Origin of the sequence: Salinispora oceanensis, assembly GCF_000383575.1 — a bacterium.
Taxonomy (GTDB): Bacteria; Actinomycetota; Actinomycetes; order Mycobacteriales; family Micromonosporaceae; genus Micromonospora; species Micromonospora oceanensis.
Map to the genome: position 1 here is coordinate 3,438,139 of NZ_KB911579.1, position 24,535 is coordinate 3,462,673.

At 68.8% G+C, this 24,535-nt stretch carries 13 protein-coding genes; 10 read left to right on the top strand and 3 right to left on the bottom strand.

Annotated features, from left to right (window positions below):
- Window positions 1-424: 424 nt before the first annotated feature.
- The 7 genes from rpsB to SALPAC4_RS0116070 all read left to right on the top strand — a co-directional run bounded on the left by rpsB (window position 425) and on the right by SALPAC4_RS0116070 (window position 7,966).
- Window positions 425-1,312: a 30S ribosomal protein S2 gene (rpsB, locus tag SALPAC4_RS0116040; protein ID WP_019871182.1), complete on the top strand. Its 888-nt coding sequence runs from the start codon at window positions 425-427 to the stop codon at window positions 1,310-1,312.
- Window positions 1,313-1,403: 91 nt separating this feature from the next.
- The gene (gene tsf, locus SALPAC4_RS0116045; RefSeq protein WP_018736066.1) at window positions 1,404-2,231 is read left to right on the top strand and encodes a translation elongation factor Ts; all 828 of its coding nucleotides are present in this window, start codon (window positions 1,404-1,406) and stop codon (window positions 2,229-2,231) included.
- Window positions 2,232-2,383: 152 nt separating this feature from the next.
- Window positions 2,384-3,151 carry a UMP kinase gene (pyrH, locus tag SALPAC4_RS0116050; RefSeq protein ID WP_033661872.1) on the top strand — a complete coding sequence of 256 codons (768 nt, stop codon included), beginning with the start codon at window positions 2,384-2,386 and terminating at the stop codon, window positions 3,149-3,151.
- Between the two features lie 68 nt (window positions 3,152-3,219).
- A complete protein-coding gene (gene frr / locus SALPAC4_RS0116055; protein ID WP_018729933.1) occupies window positions 3,220-3,777 on the top strand; it encodes a ribosome recycling factor in 558 nt (185 codons plus the stop codon).
- Window positions 3,778-4,081: 304 nt separating this feature from the next.
- Window positions 4,082-5,398 (top strand): phosphatidate cytidylyltransferase, encoded by a 1,317-nt coding sequence (locus SALPAC4_RS0116060; protein WP_019871183.1) that lies wholly within the window; start codon window positions 4,082-4,084, stop codon window positions 5,396-5,398.
- Between the two features lie 128 nt (window positions 5,399-5,526).
- Window positions 5,527-6,645: a 23S rRNA (adenine(2503)-C(2))-methyltransferase RlmN gene (gene rlmN, locus SALPAC4_RS0116065; RefSeq protein ID WP_019871184.1), complete on the top strand. Its 1,119-nt coding sequence runs from the start codon at window positions 5,527-5,529 to the stop codon at window positions 6,643-6,645.
- A 52-nt stretch (window positions 6,646-6,697) separates the two neighbouring features.
- The gene (locus tag SALPAC4_RS0116070) at window positions 6,698-7,966 is read left to right on the top strand and encodes a DivIVA domain-containing protein (protein WP_027644430.1); all 1,269 of its coding nucleotides are present in this window, start codon (window positions 6,698-6,700) and stop codon (window positions 7,964-7,966) included.
- A 136-nt stretch (window positions 7,967-8,102) separates the two neighbouring features.
- Here the strand turns inward: SALPAC4_RS0116070 and SALPAC4_RS26655 are convergent, their stop codons facing one another.
- On the bottom strand, window positions 8,103-8,369 hold the full coding sequence (locus tag SALPAC4_RS26655) for a DUF2631 domain-containing protein (RefSeq protein ID WP_026185340.1): 267 nt from the start codon (window positions 8,367-8,369) through the stop codon (window positions 8,103-8,105).
- 195 nt (window positions 8,370-8,564) lie between these two features.
- On the opposite strand from SALPAC4_RS26655, the gene SALPAC4_RS0116080 reads away from it, so the two are divergent.
- A complete protein-coding gene (locus SALPAC4_RS0116080; protein WP_027644429.1) occupies window positions 8,565-10,154 on the top strand; it encodes a Rieske 2Fe-2S domain-containing protein in 1,590 nt (529 codons plus the stop codon).
- A gap of 57 nt (window positions 10,155-10,211) precedes the next feature.
- Here the strand turns inward: SALPAC4_RS0116080 and SALPAC4_RS0116085 are convergent, their stop codons facing one another.
- Window positions 10,212-11,837 carry a phytoene desaturase family protein gene (locus SALPAC4_RS0116085; RefSeq protein WP_019871187.1) on the bottom strand — a complete coding sequence of 542 codons (1,626 nt, stop codon included), beginning with the start codon at window positions 11,835-11,837 and terminating at the stop codon, window positions 10,212-10,214.
- Between the two features lie 113 nt (window positions 11,838-11,950).
- On the bottom strand, window positions 11,951-15,088 hold the full coding sequence (locus SALPAC4_RS0116090) for a DNRLRE domain-containing protein (protein ID WP_019871188.1): 3,138 nt from the start codon (window positions 15,086-15,088) through the stop codon (window positions 11,951-11,953).
- Between the two features lie 437 nt (window positions 15,089-15,525).
- Between SALPAC4_RS0116090 and SALPAC4_RS0116095 the strand changes: the two genes are divergently transcribed.
- Together SALPAC4_RS0116095 and SALPAC4_RS27770 are read left to right on the top strand one after the other, a co-directional pair.
- The gene (locus SALPAC4_RS0116095; RefSeq protein ID WP_019871189.1) at window positions 15,526-23,430 is read left to right on the top strand and encodes an RHS repeat-associated core domain-containing protein; all 7,905 of its coding nucleotides are present in this window, start codon (window positions 15,526-15,528) and stop codon (window positions 23,428-23,430) included.
- 59 nt (window positions 23,431-23,489) lie between these two features.
- Window positions 23,490-23,978 carry a hypothetical protein gene (locus SALPAC4_RS27770; protein WP_162562130.1) on the top strand — a complete coding sequence of 163 codons (489 nt, stop codon included), beginning with the start codon at window positions 23,490-23,492 and terminating at the stop codon, window positions 23,976-23,978.
- The last annotated feature ends 557 nt before the right edge of the window (window positions 23,979-24,535 follow it).

Consider the following 24,535-nt stretch of genomic DNA (forward strand, 5'->3'; position numbering starts at 1 on the left):
CGGCCGCGTGGCCGGTCAATGCCGGCGGGGCTGGTTGCCGGTCAACCCTGGTCCGGCAGCCGGCCAAACCCGGGGCCCCGGCCGGCCAAACCCGGGCCTGCCCGGTCGGTCAATCCGGCCTCAATGTGACCAATAGACCCCGCCCCAACGCGGCCGGCCAACGCCAATCCGGCCGTGTTGGGGCCGACGACAATCCCGGCGTTGCGGCCCTTACTCCCGAACGCGGGGTTAGTGGGCGGTGGCGTACACTGGTCGACTGGCGACCGCCTTGCGCGGTCGACCTCGCGCGCCCTCTCCGCGGCTTGCCGTGGGGCGGCGGCTCCCTGGTCCCGACCTTTAGGTCGGGCCCACCACGGCCGACGACCGGGCGCCAGGACGCCCAGCCGCCGGCCGGGCGGAACAACCAGGGATGCAAGGAGTAACCATGGCCGTCGTGACCATGCGCCAGCTGCTCGAGAGTGGTGTCCACTTCGGGCACCAGACCCGGCGCTGGAACCCGAAGATGAAGCGTTTCATCTTCACCGAGCGCAACGGTATCTACATTATCGACCTGCGCCAGACCCTCGACTACATCGAGAAGGCGTACGAGTTCGTGCGCGGAACGGTCGCCGAGGGGGGCAGCATCCTCTTCGTCGGGACCAAGAAGCAGGCGCAGGAGGCGATCGCCGAGCAGGCGACCCGGGTCGGTCAGCCGTACGTCAACCACCGCTGGCTCGGCGGCATGCTGACCAACTTCCAGACGGTGTACAAGCGGCTCCAGCGGATGAAGGAGCTGGAGGCTCTCGGTGACCTGAGCGGCACTGCGGCCGGCTACACCAAGAAGGAGACGCTGCAGCTCAACCGCGAGAAGGGGAAGCTGTCGCGTACCCTCGGGGGTCTGCGGGACATGCAGAAGCTCCCGGCCGCGATCTGGGTGGTCGACACGAAGAAGGAGCACATCGCCGTTGACGAGGCCCGCAAGCTGGGCATTCCGGTCATCGCGGTGCTCGACACCAACTGTGACCCGGACGAGGTCGACTACCCCATTCCGGGTAACGACGACGCGATCCGCTCGGCGGAGCTGCTGACCAAGGTCGTGGCCGCCGCCGTCGCCGATGGCCTGATCGCCCGTTCCGGCCGCCGTCGGGGCACCGACGAGAAGCCGGAGGCGGGGGTCGCCACCGACGAGCCGTTGGCCGAGTGGGAGCGCGAGCTGCTCGAGGAGCCGAAGAAGGCCGACGAGCAGCCGGCGAAGGCCGACGAGCAGCCGGCGAAGGCCGAAGAGCAGCCGGCGAAGGCCGAAGAGCAGCCGGCGGCAGCCGCCGCGGAGTGACCGCCCGCCCAGCCCCGGCCGTGCGGCCGGGGCTCCGGGTACATCTTCATCCAGACCACCCACCCGCAGTCTCACCACTGAAGAGAGAGTCATGTCCAACTTCACCGCCGCGGATGTCAAGAAGCTCCGCGACCTCACCGGCGCCGGCATGATGGACAGCAAGAAGGCGTTGACCGAGGCCGAGGGCGACTTCGACAAGGCTGTCGAGGTTCTGCGCGTCAAGGGCGCCAAGGATGTCGGCAAGCGGGCTGGCCGGACCGCCGCCAACGGCTTGGTCGCGCACTCTGGCAGGGCCCTGCTGGAGCTGAACTGCGAGACGGACTTCGTCGCCAAGACCGAGAGCTTCGTCGCGCTGGCCCAGCAGCTGGTCGAGCACGGCGAGCGCACTGGCGTCAGCAACGCCGAGGAACTGCTGGCCAGTGCGATCGATGGCAAGGGCGTCGCCGAGCTGGTCCAGGAGCAGTCCGCCAAGATCGGCGAGAAGCTGGTGCTGAACCGGTTCGCGAAGCTGGACGGCACCGTCGCGGTCTATCTGCACCGCAAGGCGCAGGATCTGCCCCCGGCCGTCGGCGTGCTGGTGCAGTACACCGGCAAGACCGACGAGGCGGGCGACGCCGACGCGCGCGGTGTGGCGATGCAGATCGCCGCGATGCGTCCGCAGTACCTGAGCCGGGACGAGGTGCCGGCGGAGGTCGTCGAGTCCGAGCGGCGCATCGCCGAGCAGACCGCCCGGGAGGAGAACAAGCCCGAGGCGGCGCTGCCGAAGATCGTCGAGGGCCGGGTGAACTCCTTCTTCAAGGACTTCGTCCTGCTGGAGCAGGCGTCGGTCACCGACAACAAGAAGCCGGTGCGGCAGGTTCTGGCCGAGGCCGGTGTTGAGGTCACCCGCTTCGTGCGGTTCGAGGTCGGCCAGGCCTGAGCCGAGCCCGAGCGCTTGCCGGCGCTCGGGACGGGAACATGGACGAGGAGGTCGCCGGTGTACGTGTCAAGCACCGCGGCCTCCTCGTCACATAGGGTCGGTGGCGGCAATTCGCGGCGTGTGCGGCGTACGCATGGTGAAGGGCGGGGAGGATGACACAGGTTGTGAGTGACCGGAGTCTGCTGGCGGAGGATCCGACGGCGCCGCCTCCTGGCCGCGCACGTCGGGTGGTGTTGAAGCTCTCCGGCGAGGTGTTCGGCGGGGGCGCGATCGGTGTCGATCCCGATGTTGTCCAGGCCATCGCCCAGCAGATCGCGACCGTGGTCCGGCGTGGTGTGCAGGTCTCGGTGGTGGTTGGCGGGGGCAACTTCTTCCGGGGCGCCGAGTTGCAGAAGCGGGGGATGGACCGGGCCCGGGCCGACTACATGGGCATGCTCGGTACGGTGATGAACTGCCTCGCCCTCCAGGACTTTCTGGAGAAGGAGGGCATCGAGACCCGGGTGCAGAGCGCCATCACGATGGCCCAGGTCGCCGAGTCCTACATTCCGCTGCGCGCCATCCGGCACCTGGAGAAGGGGCGAGTAGTGATCTTCGGGGCCGGCGCTGGTATGCCCTACTTCTCCACCGACACCGTCGCCGCGCAGCGTGCCCTGGAGATCCGGGCAGATGTGGTGCTGATGAGCAAGAACGGGGTGGACGGCGTCTACACGGCGGATCCGCGGATCGACTCGACTGCCAGCAAGTTCGACTCGATCACCTTCTCCGAGGTGCTTCGTCGAAATCTGCGGGTTGCCGACGCCGCCGCGTTCAGCCTCTGCATGGAGAACGGCCTGCCGATGTTGGTCTTCGGCGCCCAGGGCGACGACACCATTACCCGGGCCGTGGGAGGCGACAAGATCGGCACCCTGATCACTACCTGAGCGGTTCGACCTCGACGGTCCTCCGACACGACCAGCCACGACGAGCATAGAAGGAGGCGAGGAGAACGGTGATCGACGAAACCCTCCTCGAGGCCGAGGAGAAGATGGAGCGTGCCATCGAGCACGCCAAGGAGGAGTTCGGGGCCATCCGTACGGGCCGCGCCAACGCCGCCATGTTCTCCAAGATCATCATCGACTACTACGGCAGCCCGACCCCGTTGCCGCAGATGGCGTCGATCGGGGTGCCGGAGCCCCGGATGGTGATCATCAAGCCGTACGACACCGCGCAGACCAACGCCATGGAGCGGGCGATCCGCGACTCCGACCTTGGGGTAAACCCCAACAATGAGGGTAACCAGCTGCGCATTCTGCTCCCGCAGATGACCGAGGAGCGCCGCCGCGAGATGATCAAGGTGGCTCGGCACAAGGGGGAGGAGGCCAAGGTGGCGGTCCGCAACATCCGCCGCAAGGCCAAGGAGGAGCTGGACCGGCTGGTCAAGGCCGGTGAGGTCGGCGAGGACGACGGGCGTCGTGCCGAGAAGGAGCTGGACGATCTGACCCAGCGCTTCGTCGGCACCGTGGACGAATTGATCAAGCATAAGGAAGCCGAGCTGCTCGAGGTCTGACCTCGCTGCCCGACTGCTGACGCGGCACCGGCGACCACGCCCTTCGGGGCCGCCGGTGCCGCCCTTCTGTCGCGGCTCGGCACCGCGCCGGCCGTCCCGGGTGGCTGGTGGGGGCGGTGGAGGCGGTTTCGGATGCCGGGGTGGCGAGTGCAGTAGGCTCGGCTCGATTCTCGGGCACCCAGCGGTGAATGACGGGGATCGACCGGCCGACCCGTCGGTCAACCAGAGGGAACATCATTCGGGTAGGGGACATGGTTGTGGTTGTGCGTCTGGTCGTCGGTTCCGTCTCCCCTCCCGGTGCGTGATGTCCCCCGTTGATCCATACCGCAGCGCCGAACCGCACGGTTCGGAACGACCGGCCTCCGCCGCGTCGTGGCCCGACCGGGAGCTCGAGCCGGAGGTCCGGGGCAGCGGGTTCGCCGTAGCCCCGGACCTACCCGCCGAATCCCGCGGCGCTCCGCAGGCGGAACCCGGTGCGATGACCCGCGACGCCACCGCGATGGCTCGGCGTCGAGAAACCCCCGGTTACGACCACGGCGGCACCGGCCGGCCTGGCTGGTCGCCGGCGGAGCCGGCGGGTGGGCCCGACCGGCTCCGCCGTAACGGCCACCACGCCCCCGCCGACGACCGGGACTATCTGACCGCCCAACAGCCTCCGGTCCGGGACATCCCGGTCGGTGCTGAGCACCCCACGGCCCAGCTTCAGCCCGTCTCAGATGACGATCCGGCTGATCAGCCGCCATCGCGGGGGCGACGTCGGCCGGGACGGCGTCGGGCCACCGGCGCCGCTGCCCGACAGCGGTCGTCCGGCAAGGCCGGCCGTAACCTGCCGGCGGCCATCGGAGTGGGGGTTGGCCTCGGTGCCCTCATCCTCGTGCCGCTCTTCCTCTACCCGTTCGCCTTCGTGGTGGTCGTCGCGGGGGCGCTGGCGGTCGGTTGTTGGGAGATGACCCGAGCGGTCGGTCGCGCGGGTGTCCACCCGCCGTTGGTCCCGCTGGCCGCGGGGAGCGTGCTGGTGAGCGGGCTGGCCTGGTTCGCCGGTCCCGACGCGTTGACCCTCGGCCTGCTCGTCACAGTGCTCGGCGCCCTGGTGTGGCGACTGGGTGACGGGCTGGCCGGGTTCCGCCGGGACGCCCTCGCGACCACCCTGATCGCTGTCTACGTACCGTTTCTGGGTGGGTTCGCCGCACTGCTGGCGGCGGCGGAGGACGGGGCGCTGCGGGTGTTGGTGACAATGGCCGCGGTGGTGCTCTCCGACACCGGTGGGTACGCGGCCGGAGCCAACTTCGGCCGGCATCCGATGGCGCCGACGATCAGCCCGAAGAAGTCCTGGGAGGGACTGGCGGGTTCGCTTGGCGCGGCGGCCCTCGGTGGCGCCCTGCTGATCTGGCTGCTCTTCGATGTGGCGCCCTGGTGGGGGGCGCTCTTCGGGATGGCTGTCTCCGCGGCGGCCGTCCTGGGCGACCTGGCCGAGTCCATGATCAAACGAGACCTCGGGGTGAAGGACATGAGTAACCTGCTGCCGGGGCACGGCGGCCTGATGGACCGCCTCGACTCGGTTCTCTTCGCCCTCCCGACGGCGTACCTGCTGCTTGCGCTCTTCGTGCCGGTGGCGGGCTGAGTCGTGGACTTCCCGGTGCCCCCTGCCGGGCACGTCTCGCCTACATCGGCCTTGCCGGCCGGGCCGGGGCGAGGCTGGCGGATCCACAGCGGTGCGGTTCGGTTCCGGCGTGACAGACTGGATGGGTCATGACGAGCCTGCCCTTGACCCCGGTCAACCCCGACGTCCCTGCCCGCCGCGCGGCGATGCCCCCGCGGCACCTCGCCGACTTCGATCTCGCCGGTCGCCAGGCTCTGGTCGCAGAGCTGGGCGAGCCGCGGTTCCGGGCTCGGCAGGTGTCGACCCACTACTTCGGCCGCCTGGTCCGCGATCCAGCGCAGATGACCGACCTGCCGTCGGCCACCCGGGAGAAGCTGGCCGACCAGTTGCTGCCCACCCTGTTGACGCCGGTGCGGGAGCTGGCGTGTGACGACGGGGCCACCCACAAGGCGCTCTGGCGGCTGCACGACGGCTCGCTGGTCGAGAGCGTACTGATGGGCTATCCGGACCGGGTGACGGTCTGTCTCTCCAGCCAGGCGGGGTGCGGGATGGCCTGCCCCTTCTGCGCGACCGGCCAGGCGGGCCTGACCCGCAACCTCTCCACCGCCGAGATCGTCGACCAGGCGGTCTACCTGGCCGGCGTGGCTGCCTCCGGCGCTGTCGCCGGGTCCCCGCCGCGGCTGTCTCGCGTGGTGTTCATGGGGATGGGTGAGCCACTGGCCAACTACAACCGGGTGGTGGCGGCGATCCGCCGGCTGGTGGCGCCCGCACCGGAGGGGCTGGGGCTGTCCCAGCGGCACATCACCGTTTCCACGGTGGGTCTGGTCCCTGCTATCCGCAGACTGGCCAGCGAAGACCTCTCCGTGACCCTTGCGTTGTCGCTGCACGCGCCCGATGATGAGCTGCGCGACGAACTCGTGCCCGTCAACCAGCGCTGGAAGGTGTCCGAGGTGCTGGAGGCGGCCTGGGAGTACGCGGCCCGCACGGGACGTCGCGTGTCGATCGAATACGCAATGATCAAGGACGTGAACGACCAGCCGTGGCGAGCCGACCTGCTTGGGCGGCTACTGGCCGACCGGTTGGCCCACGTGAACCTGATCCCGCTCAACCCCACTCCGGGTAGCCGCTGGGACGCGAGCCCGAAGCCGGTCGAGCGGGAGTTCGTCCGGCGGTTGCGCGCCGCCGGGGTCTCCACCACAGTGCGGGACACCCGGGGGCGTGAGATCGACGGAGCGTGTGGTCAGCTCGCCGCGGCCGAGGGGCAATGAGAGCGTGGGGGGCCGGGGAGACCCGGCGGAGCGAACGAGACCAGGAGACATAGTGGCGAGTCAGGGTCAGCGTTTCCGGCGTAAGTCGCTGCGCCGGGGATACAAGGTTGACGAGGTGGATGTCTTCCTCGACCGGGTCGAGGCCACGCTGGACGGGCAACCGGTGGGCGCGCCCGTCTCCGCGCAGGAGGTTCACGACGTCGTCTTCCGGGTCCGATTCAACGGCTATGACGAGTGGCAGGTCGATCTTCACCTCGACCGGGTCGAACGACAGCTCGCCGACTTGGAAGAGCAGGGCGGCCTCTCGGCTCCGGCCACCGATCCCCACGCGGCCGAGCGGATGGGTCCGCCGGATCGGATGGGTCCGCCCGAGCGGATGGGTCCCCCGGAGCGGATGGGTCCCCCGGAGCGGATGGGTCCACCCGACCAACTCGGCCCGCCGGAGCGGATGGGTCCACCGAGACACGACGAGCGGGGCATCGCCCCGGAGCAACAGCCGATGCCACCCCGGTTCATGCCGGCGCAGCCCGGGGGCCCGTACGGTGGGTACGAGGAAACCACCGGCTCCTTCGCCGGTGGCTACGACGCCCCCCGCGGCGGCTACGAACCGCCCCGCGGGCCGGCCGCCCCGCACGGTCCCGGTGGCCCGCACGGTCCCGGTGGCCCGCCCCGTGGGCCGGCTGCCCCGCATGGTCCCGGTAGCCCGGCGCGGGGCCCGGCTACCGGCGGCTATGGCCCCGACGAGCCGCGGTTTGACGGGTTCGAGGCCGGTCGGCACGGGCGTGCCGACATGACGACCGAGATGCGGATGCCGGAGCGAGGGCGGGAGCTGGGCGCGCCGCCCGCACCGCAGCCCGGCTTCGGGGGCCCGCCGCCCGTCGGCAACCCACCCGGGCCCACCGGGCCGCCTCCGTCGCAGCCTGGCTTTGGCAACCCACCCGGGCCCGCCGGGCCGCCTCCGTCGCAGCCTGGCTTCGGCAACCCACCGGCGGTCCCCGGGCCACCGATGGCGGCTCCACCGGGGGTTGCCGGCCCCCCGATGGGGGGTCCGCCCATGGCCGGACCGCCGGGAAGTGACCTCTACCGGGTTGACCAGATTCGCCGCAGTTTCCAGGTTCGTCGCTTCGGCAGCGGGTACGACCCGGACCAGGTAGACCGCTTCTTCGACAGCCTGCTCGGCGGGATGCAGGGGCGGAATCCGATGCCGGTGAACCCGCGCGACCTGGGCACGCTCCGCTTCGGCCTGGTCCAGGGCGGCTACTTCGAGGAGGAGGTTGACGCCGCCCTGAAGAATGTGCAGGACGTCCTGCTCGGTCGCTGACCCCGGACCAACGGTCGCTGACCCCGGACCAACGGTCGTTGCCCCCGGACTAACGCCGAGTTGACCCGGAACAACGCTGTGGCCCGCTCCCCGGACTCCGGGGAGCGGGCCACAGCGTTGTGGCTGACGGTGCGCGCTACGGGCGAAGCCCGTTGCGCCGGAGCACGATGTCGCCGACGACGATGGCCAGCAGCAGAACGGCGAGGCCGATCAGCCAGAGGTCCTCGATCCTGCCCTCGTGGTTACCGCAGATCATTGCCAGCAGCGACAGCGCGACAACCACCGCGCCGATCCGGCCGGACCTGCGGTGCCCGGGCTTGTGTTGGTCCGGAGACGTAACCGGCTCGCTTCCTGCCACTGTTGGTCCTTCCCTCGTGATCTGATCCGCGGTCAAGTCTGGCACGCCTGGTACCGGCCCCGGCGCTGGGTCCGACCATCTCCCGGACCGGTTCGTTGGGACGCCGGGAGCCCCGTACCGGCCGGAACGGAGGGCGTTGTCGCCCATGGACGGCACTACCGGCGTCGCGGCGTGATGGTGAGAGGGGCTCCGGTAGGTTCTGACGTGAACCTTGTTATGTCTGCTAGAGGGGGAACTGCGGTGCGAGTGACCGGTACCGGGCACGCCAGCATGCGGATCGACACTCCCGCGGGGAGCATCCTGTGCGACCCGTGGGTCAACCCGGCGTACTTCGCCTCGTGGTTTCCGTTCCCCGACAACTCCCAACTCGACTGGGCGGCGCTGGGCGACGTTGACTATCTCTACGTCTCGCACCTGCACCGGGACCACTTCGACGCGGCGCACCTCAAGCGGTACGTGTCGAAGCGGGCTACCGTACTGCTGCCCGCCTTCCCGACCTCGGAGATGGAAGACGAGCTGCGGGAGCTGGGCTTCACCCAGTTCCTGAAGGCGCCGAACGAGGAGGTCGTCGACCTGGGTGGCGGCCTCAAGGTCATGATCCAGGCGTTGACCAGCCCGACCGACGGTCCGATCGGGGATTCGTCGCTCTGGGTGGAGCACGACGGGGTCCGGCTGCTCAACCAGAACGACGCCCGCCCCACCGATCTCAGCGTCTTCACCGAGCTGGGCCACGTGCACGCGCACATGCTCCAGTTCTCCGGTGCGATCTGGTATCCGATGGTCTACGAGCTGCCGAACGCCGCCAAGACCGCGTTCGGCAAGCAGAAGCGGGATCGGCAGTTCGACCGGACCTGGCGCTACATCGACGACCTGAAGGCCGACCACGTCTTCCCGATCGCCGGCCCGCCGTGCTTCCTCGACGACGCGCTGTGGCAGTTCAACGACATCCACGGCGACGAGGGCAACATCTTCCCCGACCAGTCGGTGTTCCTGGATGAGTACGCCAAGGTCGGCGGCACCAACGGGGTGGTGCTGCTGCCGGGCAGCGTCGCCGAGGTCACCGCCGACGGCTGCGAGACCATCCACCCGGTGCCGGTGGCGGAGTTCTTCGCCAACAAGGTCGCCCACCTCGAAGAGATGCGGGAGCGCAAGCGGCCGATCATCGCGGCGGAGAAGGCGTCCTGGCGGCACCCGGAGGTCGACGTCCTGGCGGAGATGCAGCGCCGCATCGAGCCGTTGCTGAACGAGTCGATCTACCTGGCCAAGGGGGTCGGTGGCCCGGTCCGCTTCGACCTGGTCGATGTTGACGACGCGGGTACGGAGACCGTCGAGTCCATTGTGGTGGACTTCCCCGGCAAGCAGGTCCGCCCGTACGCCGACGAGAAGGTGCGCTACCGGTTCCGCACCGAGCGGGCGCTGATCGAGCACCTCCTGCACATCGGCGAGGTGGACTGGGTCAACTCGCTCTTCCTGTCCTGTCGGTTCTCCGCGGCGCGGATCGGCCAGTACAACGAGTTCGTCTACGCCTTCTTCAAGTGCCTCTCCCAGGAGCGGTTGCAGTACGCCGAGGGCTGGTACGACGAGCACGAGCGGGCGGTCGACGCGGAGGACATCACCCTCGGCGACTGGGTGGTGCAGCGGCGCTGCCCGCACCTCAAGGCGGACCTGAGCCGGTTCGGCATCGTGGCGGACGACCAGCTCACCTGCCAGCTGCACGGCTGGCGCTTCGACCTGGCCAGCGGACGGTGCCTGACCAGCGTCGGCCACAAGATCCGTGCCCAGCGCGCCGACGAGCAGACCCCTGCCCCGGTCGTCGAGACGACGAACTGATCCCCGTTCGCTCCCGCACTGCTTCGGCTGCGCGGCGGTTGTTCCGCCGGCGCATCCTCACCGTCCGAGGTCGGTGAGGATGCGCTGGGCGGCGTTGTGGCCGGACGCGCCGATGACACTGCCGGCCGGGTGACAGCCGGCGCTGCCCGCGTACACGCCGTCGATCCCGGTGAAGTACGGCATCCGGTCGGTGAACGACACCGTGTTGTCCACGTGGTGGATGTGCCCACCGGTGATGCCGAAGTGCGCCTCGATGCCGGGTGGGGCCAGCGGTACGGCGTCGGCGATCAGGGCACCGGTGCCGGGGGCGTACCGCTCGCAGATCGCCACCAGCCGCGCCACGTACCCGGGTAGCGCCTCGTCCCAGGTGGTGCCCGCCAACGCATACGGCACCGACTGCACGAATAGCGCCGACGAGTGGTGCCCGGCAGCGTCGGAGAGTGTCGGGTCGACGGTGGTGTGCAGGTACCACTCGATCGTCGGCTCCGGCGGCAGCCGCCCGGCCCGCACGTCGGCCCACATCGCGCGCAACCCCGCCAGCGGCGTGTCCCGGGTGGGGCCGGGTTCGGAGCCGGGCAGCAGATGGATGGTAGACCCGAACGGGCTGGGGGCGGTCTCCGGCAGGCAGGAGAAGCGCGGCAACCCGGTCAGCGCCAGGTTGAGCTTGAGCGTGGTGCCGGGGCGGCGGACCGCCGTCAACCGGTCGGTCAGCGACGCCGGGAGCGCGCCGTCGGGGAGCAGCTCCAGCAGCCGGTACGGGTCGCAGGCGCCCAGCACCACGGAGGCGGCAACGGTCTGCCCGTCGGTGAGCCGCACACCGGAGGCCGCACCCCCGTCGAGGGTGATCGCGCTGACCGGCGTACCGGTGCGGATGGTCGCGCCGGCGGCGCGCGCGGCGTCGGCGAAGGTCCGGGAGACGGTGCCCATGCCCCCCTTGGCGATCATCCAGGTGCCGTCGGAGCCGGGAAGTCGGCACATGTTGTGGACGAGGAAGTTGTGCCCGGTGCCGGGGTCGTCCGGCCCGGCGTTGACCCCGGAGAGGCCGTCGGTCACCGCGTACATGCTGACCAGCAGCTCGGAGTGGAAGTCGAAGCGGGCCAGGTAGTCAACGACCGAGCCGCGAACGAGGTCGACGAAGATCTGGCGGAGCGCCGGCCGGACGTACCGTTCGGCGGTCTCCTCGACCGGCAGCGGTTCGGCCAGCCAGGCCGGCGCCAGGTCCGCGCGCAGCGCCGTCAGCTCGGCTTGGAGTGCGGCGTCGGCGGCGACATCGGCGGGGGAGAAGAACTCGGCGAACTGCCGCTGGGTCGCGGCCGGGTCACCGCCGAAGAGCAGGTACGGCGAGCCGGGCCCACCGGGGGTGGGTAGGAAGTAGTGCGGGTCGCGCCGCAGCACCGGGATGTGAACGTCGAGCCGGGCGAGCAGCTCCGGGGGCATCAGCCCGAGCAGGTACGACCCGGTGGAGTGGCGCAGCCCCGGCACCCGGGGAAACGGCGTCTCGGTGCGGGCCGCGCCGCCGACCACGTCGGCCGCCTCCAGCACCAGCACGTCCAGCCCGGCTCGGGCCAGCAGGATCGCCGACACCAGCCCGTTGTGCCCGGCGCCGACGACGGCGACGTCCACCCGCCGCGGGAGCTTGGTCTGCGGTCGAGCCCGTGACGTTGAGGTCGCCTGCCGATCCATGCAGCGAAGATAACTGTCGATCTGTCCCTGGGCTACCCCAGCACTGCGCGTGCTGGGGTTGGGGATGGGGTCGCGGGGGCCCGGTCAGCGACTGCCGGGCCCCCGCGACGCGGTCAGCCGAAGGCCTTGACCTCGCTCCAGTCGCTGGCAATGGCAGCCAACTGTGGGCCGCCGGTGCCGGTGGTGGAGGGGTGGTAGGCCCAGATGAATCCGTCCGATCGCCGGACCCAGAAGTCGGGAACGTCGTCCCCGTTGAAGTCCGGGATCGCGAGGACGGCGGTGGTGTTGGTCTCGGTCCAGTTGCCGCCGTACGAAACATCACCTTCCCGGGAGGCGTCGGCCTGCTTGAGCGAATCAAGGTCGACGCTTCCGGAGACTGGACCGGGCTTGCCGTGGCGGAGGTACATGTAGCCGGTATCCAGATCGCGCCAGAGCAGGTCTGGAGTGCCGTCCAGGTCCACGTCCGCCATGTTGACGATCTGGCGCCGCTCCCATGGGCCGGTGTCCATCAGGATCGCTTCCTGGAAGCTTGACCCGGTGTAGCCGCTGAGCACCCAGAAGCCGGCCCCGGCCCGCAGGGCCAGGTCTGGACGGCGGTCGCCGGTGATGTCGCCGAGCGCCTTGATCTGGATCCAGGTCGCGGGATCGGGCGTGTCTGGCGGAAGCAGGACGCGGAGCCGGTCGTCAACGTTGAAGGTGCCGTACCCGTCGCCGGGATAGAGCCAGAAGCCGCCGTCCGGGGTTCGGGCGAACAGGTCGGTGGAGCCGTCGCCGGGATACACGTCGGAGTGTTTGGTGATCAGTGCTGCCTGGTCGGTTTCCGGGTCGTACCAGTGACCGGGTGGGTTGAGCGTGCCGTTCTCGTCGTAGGAGGCGACCTGCGCGGCCTCCAGTTCGCCGTCAACGTCGCCGGGGTAGTTACGTAGCGTGCCGCCGGCGTCGATCATCAGGAGGTCGGGGATTCCGTCGCCGCCGGTGTCCCCGGGCCCGTCGGCAGTGTCGCGCGGCGGCACGTAGAAGTGGTAGTCGGTGCGTTCGCTCTTGTTCCCCACCGCGTCGTACGCGTGCACCTGCAGGTTGGTGGGCCCGCCGTGCCGGGGTTTGAGGGCGGGCACCGTTGCGGTGCCGCCGGTGGCGGTCACCGAGGTCCAGTTGACCCCATTGAGTGCGTACTCGAACCGTGCCGCGTCAGCGGCGGCGAAGGTGATCGGCCCGGTTTCTCCGAACTTCACGGTCGCCCAGGTGGCGCCGTCGGGGGTGGCTTCCAGGAAGACGTCACTGCTGACATCGGGCGCCGGTGGTGCCGAGGCATCGACGATGAGCTTGCAGGGCGTGCTGGGCGGGTTCCAGCTGGAGGGCGCGTTGGAGGTGTCTTCGGCCCGGACATTCCACAGATAGACGCCCTCGTCAACCAGGGTGCTGCTGGGGATCGTCAGGCTGGCCTTGCCGGCGCTGGTGGTGGTGATCAGGGTGCCCGTGGGCCAGGGGGAACCACTCTTCCAGAAGCGGAAGCGCAGGCCCTTCAGGTTGCCGTCCGGGTCGCTGGAGCTCGCCGACAGGGTGAGGTCGGTCTTGGCGACCCTGACCCCGCCGGGGGCGCAGGCACCCCCGGGGGAGGTGGTGAGGCCGGTCGGGACATTGGGCCTGCGGTTGTAGGTGACCGTCAGCGTCGCGGACTTCGCCGTGAACTTGCGCCAGGTCAGGGTGTCGGACTCACTGGTGGCCCGCATGCCCAGGTTGATGTTCGCCCACCCGTTGTTGGCCCCCTGCTGGGCCGCGTTTTTCACGTTGAAGCTCACGTAGTCCCCTCTGCAGTCGCTGCTGTAGCCCTTGGCGAACGACAGCTTCTGCTGCAGGGTCATGTAGCTGGGTTGGGCGTTCCAGGTGGTGCCGGAGGAGATGGCGCCGACGAGCCACAGCTGCATCTCCCGATTGGTGCAGCTCCACGAGTATTCGTTCAACACCTTGAAGGTCGCCGAGCTGACCGTCGCGCCGCGCAGGGAGGTGCTGAAGCGCATCCGCCAGAACGATCGGGTTCGGAGCGGAGTGGACTTTTCGTATCCCACGCGCGCGACGGTAGTTCCCTTGTTGAAGTTGGTGCCATTCCAGGTGTTGGTGTTGGGGTGCTGTGAGTAGACGGTTGCCCAGTCGACCACCCCGCTGTTGAGGGTCGGGTCCAGGAAGACGGGGAAGAGCGTCTCCGGGTTGGTCAGGAGCCCAGTGGCAGCGGCATTCAGGTGCAGGCGGAGCGCACCAGTGCCGTCGCCGTCCACCTGGGTGGGGAGCTGGGCGCTCCGGGCGCCGGGCTCGTTGCCGGTGAGCCCGCTGAGGTTCAGTACGTCGGCGGGGGTGTCCACCGCAGTGCGGATCTCGGCATCCGGGCGCTCCTGGCCAGCGGAGTCCCAGGCGAACGGGGTGGGGATGGAGCCGACCTCCTGGCCGGTCTGGTCCAGGATCTGGATCCCCCCGGTGCCGGCGTCGTGGCGGAAGCGCGCGGTTGCGGACGTCAGCCCGTAGGTCACCGCGCTGGCGGCCTCGATCGTCTCGGCCGAGCGGTTCTTGACGACCAGCAACTGGCCGAACCCGCCCACGTCGCGGGCGACGATGAGCAGGTCAACGCCGGGTAGGACCTCGGGGTAGAGCGCCCGCGGGCCGTCGAGGACCGGTTCCGGCAGGTGTCCGGGCCAGGTGAAGGCGACGGTGTGGCCGTCCACCTCCGCTTCGGCCAGGACGGTTTCGCTGTCCTCTGCCTGCGCCTGGCCCCCGCCGGAGCCACCGGATCCGCCGGATCCACCAGAGCTGTCGGGTTTGTCGGCTGCACTGCTGCCTGCGGAGAAGCGGACGGGGGAGGGGGCGTTGACCGGCCGGATGCCGAGGCCGTCCGGAGCCGCGCCGGTACGGGTCAGCGTGGTGTCGATCGGCGACCACCGGCCGGCGGCGTTCTTTGTCCGCTGTGGCGTCGCGTTGAAGGCGGAGCGGAGCTGCCCGTCGGGCAGTGCCCAGGTCAGCGCGGTGGCGGTGGTGGCGGTCTCGACCAGTACCTCCTCACCGGTGCGGAGCGCTTGCGCCATCGCGGCGGCCTCGTCCTTCAGCGGGACGGCCGCGATGCGGGAGACCCCCTCCGGGGAGTCGCCGCTTCCCGGCCACCACGGCAGTAGGGCGGCGACGACGGCGGTCAGGAGGAGACCGATGGTGAGGGTCAGCCGGGTGCGTGTACGCACGAAGGGACTGAGCAGGCGAGGCGCGGTCACGGCGATCCCCTCCCGTGGGGGCCAGGCGGACAGAAAGGCGCGGCAAGCAGCCCCGTCGGTGGGTCAGGGGGGCAGAACGCGGGCACACGATCGCACGGAAACGAGCGAGTTGGGTGACCCGCGAACGTTATTGACCTGTGACCCAGTGTCGTCGCTCAGCGGTGAGGTCAGGCTAAATGAACTTTATCGGCGATTTTGTCCGTGCTGTGTGCGGATCTTGGCCTACTTCATGCCCCCGTGCCGGCTATTTGATCTTTCTTAGCTTTGTATCAGGAGTATCCCGTGGCTAAGATCACTTTTTTTGGATCTTGGTCTGACTGACGCCTTGAGCAGGGCGGGCGTATGCCGCAGAGTGCACACGCACGTGTCGCGTCCGACGCGTGTTCTGCGCGGTTCAATCCGTGCCTTCTCTTTCGTCCTCGCGGGAGTCGACGGGTATGCGTGGTACCGGTTTGTTGTTCCGACGGCCGTCCGACCGGCGGACCCCGACGGAGTCGGGCCGCCTGGCGGGGCCGACCCGCCGGGCCTTCGTCCTGGCGCTCACGGCAACCCTGGCGGTGACCAGCCTGCCCGCCGCCGCGTTCGCGGTACCCGGATCGGGCATGACTCGAGAGCAGGTCGAGCTGCCCGACCTGCCGGAGATCGAGCGGGTCGACCGGGACGAGGGCGCCGAGACGGACCTGACCACCGCCCCCGAGGTGCCGATCGACCCGTACGTGCCGCAGGCGGTTGACCCCTGGCAGCAGGACAGCGGCGTGGTGGACCTGACCGGTCTCGCCGCGGGCGACAGCCGGCCCGTTGATGACCTCCCGATCGCCCTCGGTGTGCCGGAGGAGGGCGACCCAGCCGACCTCGCCGGCACCTGGAATGTGGACCTGGCCGCACCCGAGGCGTCGCAGGACGCGGGGGTCGCCGGTCTGATCATGAAGCTCACCCCGCCGGAGACCGCGGACCCGGCCGCCGAGGTCGCGCTCAGCGTTGACTACACACCCTTCGCCGACCTGTACGGCCCGCAGGCGGCCGACCGCTTCGGGGTCGTGCTGCTGCCGGACTGTGTCTACGACGACCCGGACAGCGGGGACTGTGCGACCAATGGCGGCACTGGCGGCGGCGTGTCGGCGCGGACCGCCGCCCCGATTGACCTGACCGGCCCGGCTGCCGCACAGGCCGTGCCGAGTGAGGTCGAGCTGGTGCCGGCCGACGACGCGCCCACCAACAACTCCGCGGCTGCGGACGAGCCGACCCGGCGGGTGGTCACCGGTACGGTCCCCGTCGCTTCACTCCTCAGCGCCGACACCGCCGCCGCGGGCGCCGGTGCCGCGGGCGCTGACACGGCCGCTGCCGACACCGCCGCTGCGAGTGCCGGTACCGCGAGCGTCGCCACCGCGGTGAACGCCGGTGTCGCGAGCGCCGTCGCCGCGACGAGGGCCACCACGTCGTCAACGGGCTCGAGTGTGGTGGGTGTGCTGGATACCGGTGGCTCCACGGCCGGTGACTTCACCGCCACGCCCCTGCTCTCCTCCGGGTCCTGGGCGGCGGGCTCCTCTTCCGGTGCGTTCACCTACGGATACCAGGTGCAGGTGCCGGAGACCGCCGGTGGCCTGATGCCGAAGGTAAACCTCTCCTACTCGTCGCAGTCGGTGGACGGCCGTACCTCCGCCACGAACAACCAGGCGTCCTGGATCGGTGACGGCTGGGACTACAACGCGGGGGCGATCACCCGCAGCTACGCCAACTGCCGGCAGGATTCGAAGAAGCCGGGGGCGAACAACTCCAAGCACCGGACCGCCGACCTCTGCTGGGGCTCACCGAACGCGACGCTGTCGCTCGGCGGCATGACCACCGAGCTGGTCTGGGACGAGGAGAAGGAGCGCTGGTTCACCGCCAACGGCGATGGCTCCACGGTGGAGCTACGCACGGACACCGGCCGGGCCAACGGGGACGCGGACGGCGAGTACTGGATCGTCACCACCCGGGACGGCACCCGCTACCACTTCGGCCTGCACCGACTTCCCGGATGGTCCGACCACGGCTCGGGCGCCGACGACCCGGTGACGAACTCGGTCCTCACCGTGCCGGTCTACGGCAACCACGCTGGCGAGCCCTGCTACAAGGAGGGCAACTGGGCGGGCTCCTTCTGCACCCAGGCCTGGCGCTGGGGTCTCGACTACGTCGAGGACATCAACGGCAACGCGATGTCCCTGTGGTGGGGCAAGGAGACCAACTACTACGCCCGGAACTTCAACTTCAAGGACCCGGTCAAGTACGACCGCGGCGGCTACCTCTCCCGCATCGAATACGGGCAACGCCGGGACACCCTCTTCACCGCAGCCCCCCTGGCCCGGGTTGGCTTCACCGTCGCCGAGCGCTGCTTCGACGAGGGGGAGTTGACCTGCAGCGAGGAGAACTTCACCAGCTCCGACCCCGGGCACTACCGGATCTGGTACGACACCCCGGCCAACCTGCGGTGCGCCGCGGGCGAGAAGTGCTGGAACGCGGGGCCGTCCTTCTTCACCCGTAAACGTCTCGACAAGATCACCACCTCGGCCCAGCGGCGCAGTGGCGACACCACGCTGCAGGCGGTGGACGAGTACCAGCTCACGCAGTCCTTCCCGATCCTGCTGACCGGGCCGAACACCGCGCTGTGGTTGGAGTCGATCACCCGTACCGGGTATGCCCGCAACGGCACGACCGACGAGAAGGTCACCCTCAACCCGGTGCGCTTCGAGCACAACGTCGAGGACATGCCGAACCGGGTCAAGCAGGACCACCGCCCCGGCTTCTCCCGACTGCGCATCGCCCGGGTCATCAACGAGTACGGCGGCGAGACGGTCGTCAGCTACAAGGTGCCCACCGGGGACTGCGCCACCGGCGCCAACCTGCCCGGCAAGGGCGACACCGCCGGCCTGAAGGCCAACACCCGACTCTGCTATCCGTCGTACTGGCATCCGGACCCGGAAGCCGAGGACATCGACTGGTTCCACAAGTACGTCGTCGACAGCATCGAGGAGCTGCCCGCGATCGACGGCGCCTCCGTCGCCACCGTCACCCGCTACACCTACGGGACCCCGGCCTGGCGGCTCGCCGAGCGGGAGTTCACCAAGAAGTCAACCCGCACGTACTCCCAGTTTGCCGGCTTCGCGCAGGTCGCCGTCCGCACCGGCGACGACGATCCCGCCATCGGCAGCGCGCAGACCAAGACCGTCACCCGCTACTTCCGGGGACTCGGCGACACCGTCTCGGTACGGGACATCACCGGCGCTGAGATCGCCAAGGACCGAAAGCCCTTCGCCGGCCGCATCGCCGAGGAGCTGACCTACACCAGCGCCGAGGACGCCGACGGGGAGTGGCTGACCCGCAGCGTCACGTACCCCGCTGCCCAGCTTCTCGCCAGTCGCGACCGCGACGACGGCCTCAGCCCGCTGGAGGCCTGGCGGGTCACCGAGCCGCGGCAGGTGGCCCACGCCCGCTCCTCCGGCACCGGCGACGACACCCGCACCGAGCGGGTTGTCGAGACGAGGACCACCTTCGAGACGACGCATGGCCTGCCCACGCACGTCGAGTCCCTCGGTGACACCGCGCAGACCGGCGACGAGTCGTGCGCCTTCCTCGAGTACCACCACCGGCTGGACAAGAACCTCATCGGGCTGACCAAGCAGGTTCGCTCCAGCCCAACCACCTGCACCGCCGCCACCTTCGACGACCTGACGACGCTGAGCTCCGCCAGCCGGGTCGCCTACGACGGCGCGGACTACGGCGTCGACCTCGGTGACGGCACCCGGGGACTCGCCACCGAGACCTGGTCGCTGAAGGGCGACGGCTCCGGCTTCCAGGCCGACGGCACCACCGGCTTCGACGCCATCGGCCGTGTCGTGACCCGAACCGACGTGGACGGCGAGACGTCCACGATCACCTACACCCCCGCCACCGGTCAGGCCTTCGCCGTCTCGGAGGAGAACGCGCTGGGCCACCGGCAGACTCGGGAGGTGGAGCCGGGCCGGGCCGTCTCCCTCAAGACGACCGACGTCAACGGCCTGGTCAGCGAGGCGAGGTACGACCCGTTGGGCCGGCTCGTCGAGGCGTGGGCACCCGGCCGTACCCCCTCCACCAAGGCTGTCCCGGACTTCCGGGCCGAGTACGCCATCCCGGACGGCAAGCCGCCGTACATCACCACCTTCGCGCGGGGGCACGAGGGCCGAATCGAAACCTCGGTCACGCTCTACGACGGAATGGGTCGGGAGCGGCAGAGCCAGACCGAGGCCATCGGCGGCGGTCGTCTGATCACCGACACGCTCTACAACAGCTCCGGCGAGGTGTGGCAGACCCGCAACGCCTACCACGCCGAGGGATCACCGATCGGGCAGCTCTTCACGCCGCTCGCCGACACCGCCGTCCCCAACGTCACCCGCTACACCTACGACGGTCTCGGCCGGGTCACCCGGGAGTTGCCGGTCCTGGACGGCGTCGAGGTGCCGGCGCGGGCCACCAGCTACACATACGGGGAGGACCACTCCACGGTCGTCAACCCGGCAGGTGCCGCGTCCTACCGCATTTTCAGTGACGCCATGGGCCGGACCACCCGGCTGGACACCTTCACCGACAGCGGCCACACCGAGTTCACCTCGATGCGGTACGAGTACGACACGCGTGGAAACCTGGTGCAGGCCACCAACTCCGCCGACGAGACCCACCCGTGGAGTTGGACGTACGACCAGCGCGGGCGACTCGTCACCGCCGTGGACCCCAACAGCGGTACCAGCCAGCTGACGTACGACCGGTTCGACCGGCAGGAGAGCGTCACCAACGGCCGCAACATCACCGTCTGGAACAGCTACGACAAGCTGCACCGCCCCACCGAGCAGCGGCTCGGCGTCAGCGACGGCACCCTGCTGGCGGCCTACACCTACGACAGCGCCCCGGGCGGCAAGGGGCTGCCGGCGACCGCCACCCGCTACACCGACGGTCTGGCGTACACCCAGTCGATCGGCGGGTACACCGACGACTACCAGCCCACCTCCACCACCCTGACGCTGCCCGACTCCATCGCCGACACCTGGGGCCTGGAAACCTCCTACCGGTACGACTACACGTACACCGACACCGGTCTGCCCGAGTCGACCATGCTGCCGGCCGTCGGAGCTCTCCCCGCTGAGAAGCTGCTGACCCGCTACACCAGGGACGGGCTGCCCCTGTCGGTGTCGGGTAAGGACTGGTACGGCGCCGAAACGGTCTACTCGCCGTACGGGCAGGTGCTGCGCTCCACCCTCGGCGCCCAGCCGTACCGGGTGTGGACCACCGCCTCCTACGACAACGCCAGTGGCGCCCTCACCGACCAGTTGGTCCACCGAGAGCAGACCGATGACCAGAGCATCGTCGCTGCCAACCTGGTGTCGCACCGCTCCTACCAGTACGACGAGGCCGGCAACGTCACCTCGATCCGTGAGCGCTCCCTCGGCCTTGAGGAGCGGCAGTGCTTCACGTACGACCCGATCGGCCAGCTGACCACGGCGTGGACGGCGACCGACCAGGAGTCCTGTGCCGCTAGTCCGGCCGGCGACACCGTGACCGCCGGCACCGACGGCGCCGGCTACTGGCAGGAGTACGAGTACGACCTGCTCGGCAATCGCACGAAGCTGGTGGAGAAGGACCTCACCGGCGACACCGCCAAGGACGCCACCACCAGCTACGACTACGGCAAGGCCGACGGCACGCAGCCGCGCACCCTCACCAAGGTCACCAAGGACTACGTGACCCCGGACGGCGCGGAGGTCACCGCCGTCGCCGAGCGGCTGTATGAGCTGACCGGCGAGACCAAGGTCGTCACCTCCGTGGAGAGCGGCGACCAGCAGGTGCTCTCCTGGACCTACGACGGCAAGGTCGACCGGATCAGCGGCGCGGGAAGCAGGGGCAAGACCGCCTACGTCGGGTTGGCCGACAAGTGCATCGACCTGAGCCGGGGCGTACCGGGTAATCCAGTACAGCTGGTCTCGTGCAACGGCACGATCGCGCAGAAGTGGACTTTCGCTCCCGCACCCGGCCAGGCCGATGCGAACCTGGGCACCCTGTCCATATATGACGGCTGGTGCGTCCAGCCTGCCGCCAATGCAGCCGGGTCAGCCTTGGCCACACAGGAGTGTTCCGGGTCGACCGATCAGCACCTGGAGCGTCTCTCCACCGGGCAGCTCAAGCACTCGGCTTCCGGGCTGTGCCTCGCGGTGAAGGACGCGGCCACCGACGACCTCACCCCGCTGGTGCTCGTGGCCTGTGACGCGGATTCCGCTGCGCAGCAGTGGGAGGCGCAGAACGAGACTCGGCACCTCTACGGACCCGGCGGCAGCCGCCTGCTCACCTTCCAGGACCAGCACGCGACGCTGTACCTCGGCGAGTCGGTGCTGACCGTGCAGCGAGGCGGGACGCTGGTCAATACCCAGCGTTCCTATCCGGCACCGGGTGGTGTCGTGATGCGCTACGTGTATCTCGTCGACCGCAGTACCGGACTTGTCGCGCTCGCGGGTGACCATCAGGGCAGCCCGTACGCTGAGGTCGGCCTCCAGGGCGAGATGCCGGTGCGAGTCCGTAAGCAGGACCCGTTCGGTAACCAGCGTGGCGCCGCGCCCATCGGCGTCAACATGCAGACCCACACCGGGTTCCTCGGTGCCCAGCGGGATGACGCCTCCGGCTACACACCGCTCGGCGCGCGGCTCTACGACCCGGTGGTGGGCCGCTTCCTCTCCGCCGACCCAGTGCTGGACATCGCGGACCCGATGCAGTCCAACGGGTACGCGTACGCCCACAACAACCCGGTGACCCACTCCGACCCGACGGGTCTGGCGGTGTCGTTGACCGCCTCGGAGAAGGCAGCGGCGCTCGCGGGCGCGGGCCTGTCGGCGGCGCAGGTCGCCCAGGCCCAGTCCGACATGAACCGTTCGTTGATGTCGGTGATCCTCGACTCGGCCTGGTACATGCTGAAGGAGTTCATCGGCATCAACGACGCCATGAACTGCTTCGGCGGTGACATGTGGGCGTGCGGCAGCCTCATCGTCGGGGCGATTCCCTGGACGAAGCTCGGCAAGATTCCGGGCGTAATCAAGGCAGTCAACCGGACTATCTCCGCGATTCAGGCATGGCGTACGGCGAAACGTGTCGCTGAAGGGGTGCTACGCGCCGCCAAGGCGGCGGAGACAGCGGCGCTCAACGCCAAGAAGCTGGCCATCGAAAAGGCGAAAAAAGCCGCCCAAGCCGCGAAGAAAAAAGCCGCCCAAAAAGCCCAAACAACGAGTAATAAGGCAGCCAACGCCACAAAGAAGACCGGCAACTCAGCCCAAAAGAACGCCCAGGCGAAATCCAATCCGAAGGGCTCGTCGGCGGCCTCCAGCGGCGCCGGCAAATCCGGCAAGTCCGGTGGGGGTGCTGGCAAGTCCGGTGGTGGCTCCGGCAAGTCTGGCGGGGGCTCGGGTAAGGGTGACTCCAAGGGCGGCGGGGACTCCGGCGCGACGGCGCGCGGCGATGGCGGCTCAAGCGGCGGGTCCTGCAAGGTCAACAGCTTCGTTCCCGGCACCAGGGTCCTGATGGCGGATGGCTCCACCAAACCGGTGGAGGATGTGCAGCCGGGTGACGAGGTCCTGGTTACTGACCCGGAGACGGGCGAGACCGTGGCCGAGACGGTTTCCGCGGCCATCAAGGGCGACGGTGTCAAGAAGCTGGTGAAGGTCACCATCGACACCGATGGCGACCGTGGCTCGGAGACTGCCGAGATCACCGCGACTGACGGTCACCCGTTCTGGGTGCCGGAGTTGGGCGAGTGGATCGACGCCACCGACCTGCGTTCCGGCCAGTGGCTGCGGACCAGCTCCGGCACGTACGTGCAGATCACGGCGATCGACCGCTGGGATGTCCTGCAGGCCACCGTCCACAACCTCACCGTCGCCAACATCCACACGTACTATGTGCTAGCCGGCAACACGCCGGTCCTCGTACACAATTGCAACGGGGCTACGCTTGACCTCAAGTACAAGGACAGTTGGACTGCCGGACAGAGGGCGGCTGCCGATGCGAAGGTGGCGGCACTCAATTCTGCCGATCGGCTTGTAGTTACTCAAGTGCAACGGTCGGGGAGTGCGGCGGATGTATGGCGCGCAAATGGGAGGAAAACCATCCCCGGCACCGACATCGATCACAAGATTGATCTTCAGCTGGGCGGTGCCGATCACATCGATAACATGTGGCCACTCGATTCCTCAGTGAACAGAAGCCTCGGCGCTCAGATCTCTGCAAAGCTGAAGGGTCAGGGGCTGAAGCCTGGGGATATAGTCTGTAGAGTTACGATCTCGGCGCGATGTTAGGAGCTGATGTGCCTTCGGAGGGATGGGAGCTGACTCGGGCTGTCAGGACCGACGCTGGGATGTTTGGCGTCTGGCAGCCTGAGCGCTTCACAGGTGTGACCAGCCTGGACGAGTGGGAGGATGAGGTGTCCGAGGATGCGGCGCTTCTCCGCTACATTCAGGCTGGAGTTTTCGTCCCGATCAATTTTGGTGGGGGTGGCGCCTATCAATTCACCGTCCGATACGGCGATCGGGCTGGTGGCTTGACGGAGCGTGAAGGACGGTACCGACTGGTTTCGTCGAAGCCGTATTTGCTGATTGCTAGGGGGCAAACTGCACTGGGTGGTCTGGAGGCTGTTGGTCAATACTCAGGTATTGATCCCTTGGTACTGCCGACGGATCCAGGGCGCTACACCGTTACCATTCACTTGATTGATTGGAAGGCTGAGCCCGGCACTGCTGATCCCGATGGGAAGCCAACGGCGAGTGCACTGTCGGACTTCCTAGTTGAAATATCCCCAGATTCTGGAAGTGAAGAATATCGTTCACTCTTGGCTACATTCGATTGACCGTGCATGCCTCAAGCAAGGGCATTGCGTGATTGCGTAGCGTAGTCCCGCGGCATCGCTGTGCGCTGGCGGTCACGGTCGTACCCGCGGGTTGCCGTCATGGCTACCGTCAAACCTGATTCTTGTTGTAAATGCATCGATCTAGTTAGTCAGCTTCTCGTATTGCGGATGAGGCGGCGGGCGGGTGAGCAGCTATCCGGCCCGCGCTCTTCGCTGCCGCCTCGTTGGCATGTTGCGTAGTAGCGTGGCGATCGCCGGAACCGGCACGGAGATCGACGTGTGAAGCGGTCGTTGCCGCCTGGCGGAGTTGGCACTGCCGCTCAATGCGGTTCGTGCGTGAGCGCGTGCGCGCGGGCCGGAACGGCTGTAGCGCGTGCGCGCGCGGCCCGGCGTGAGCCGGGCCGTACTTGATTCTGTAAAGCAGTTTTGAGCCAGTCGGATCTTGGTCGACATCGAAGCCATGAACCGCGCCCTGCACCCCGACGACACCGACTTGGACGACGACACCCCACCCACCGACAACTGAGGCCCACCGGCCAGCGGCGCCCCGACCAGAC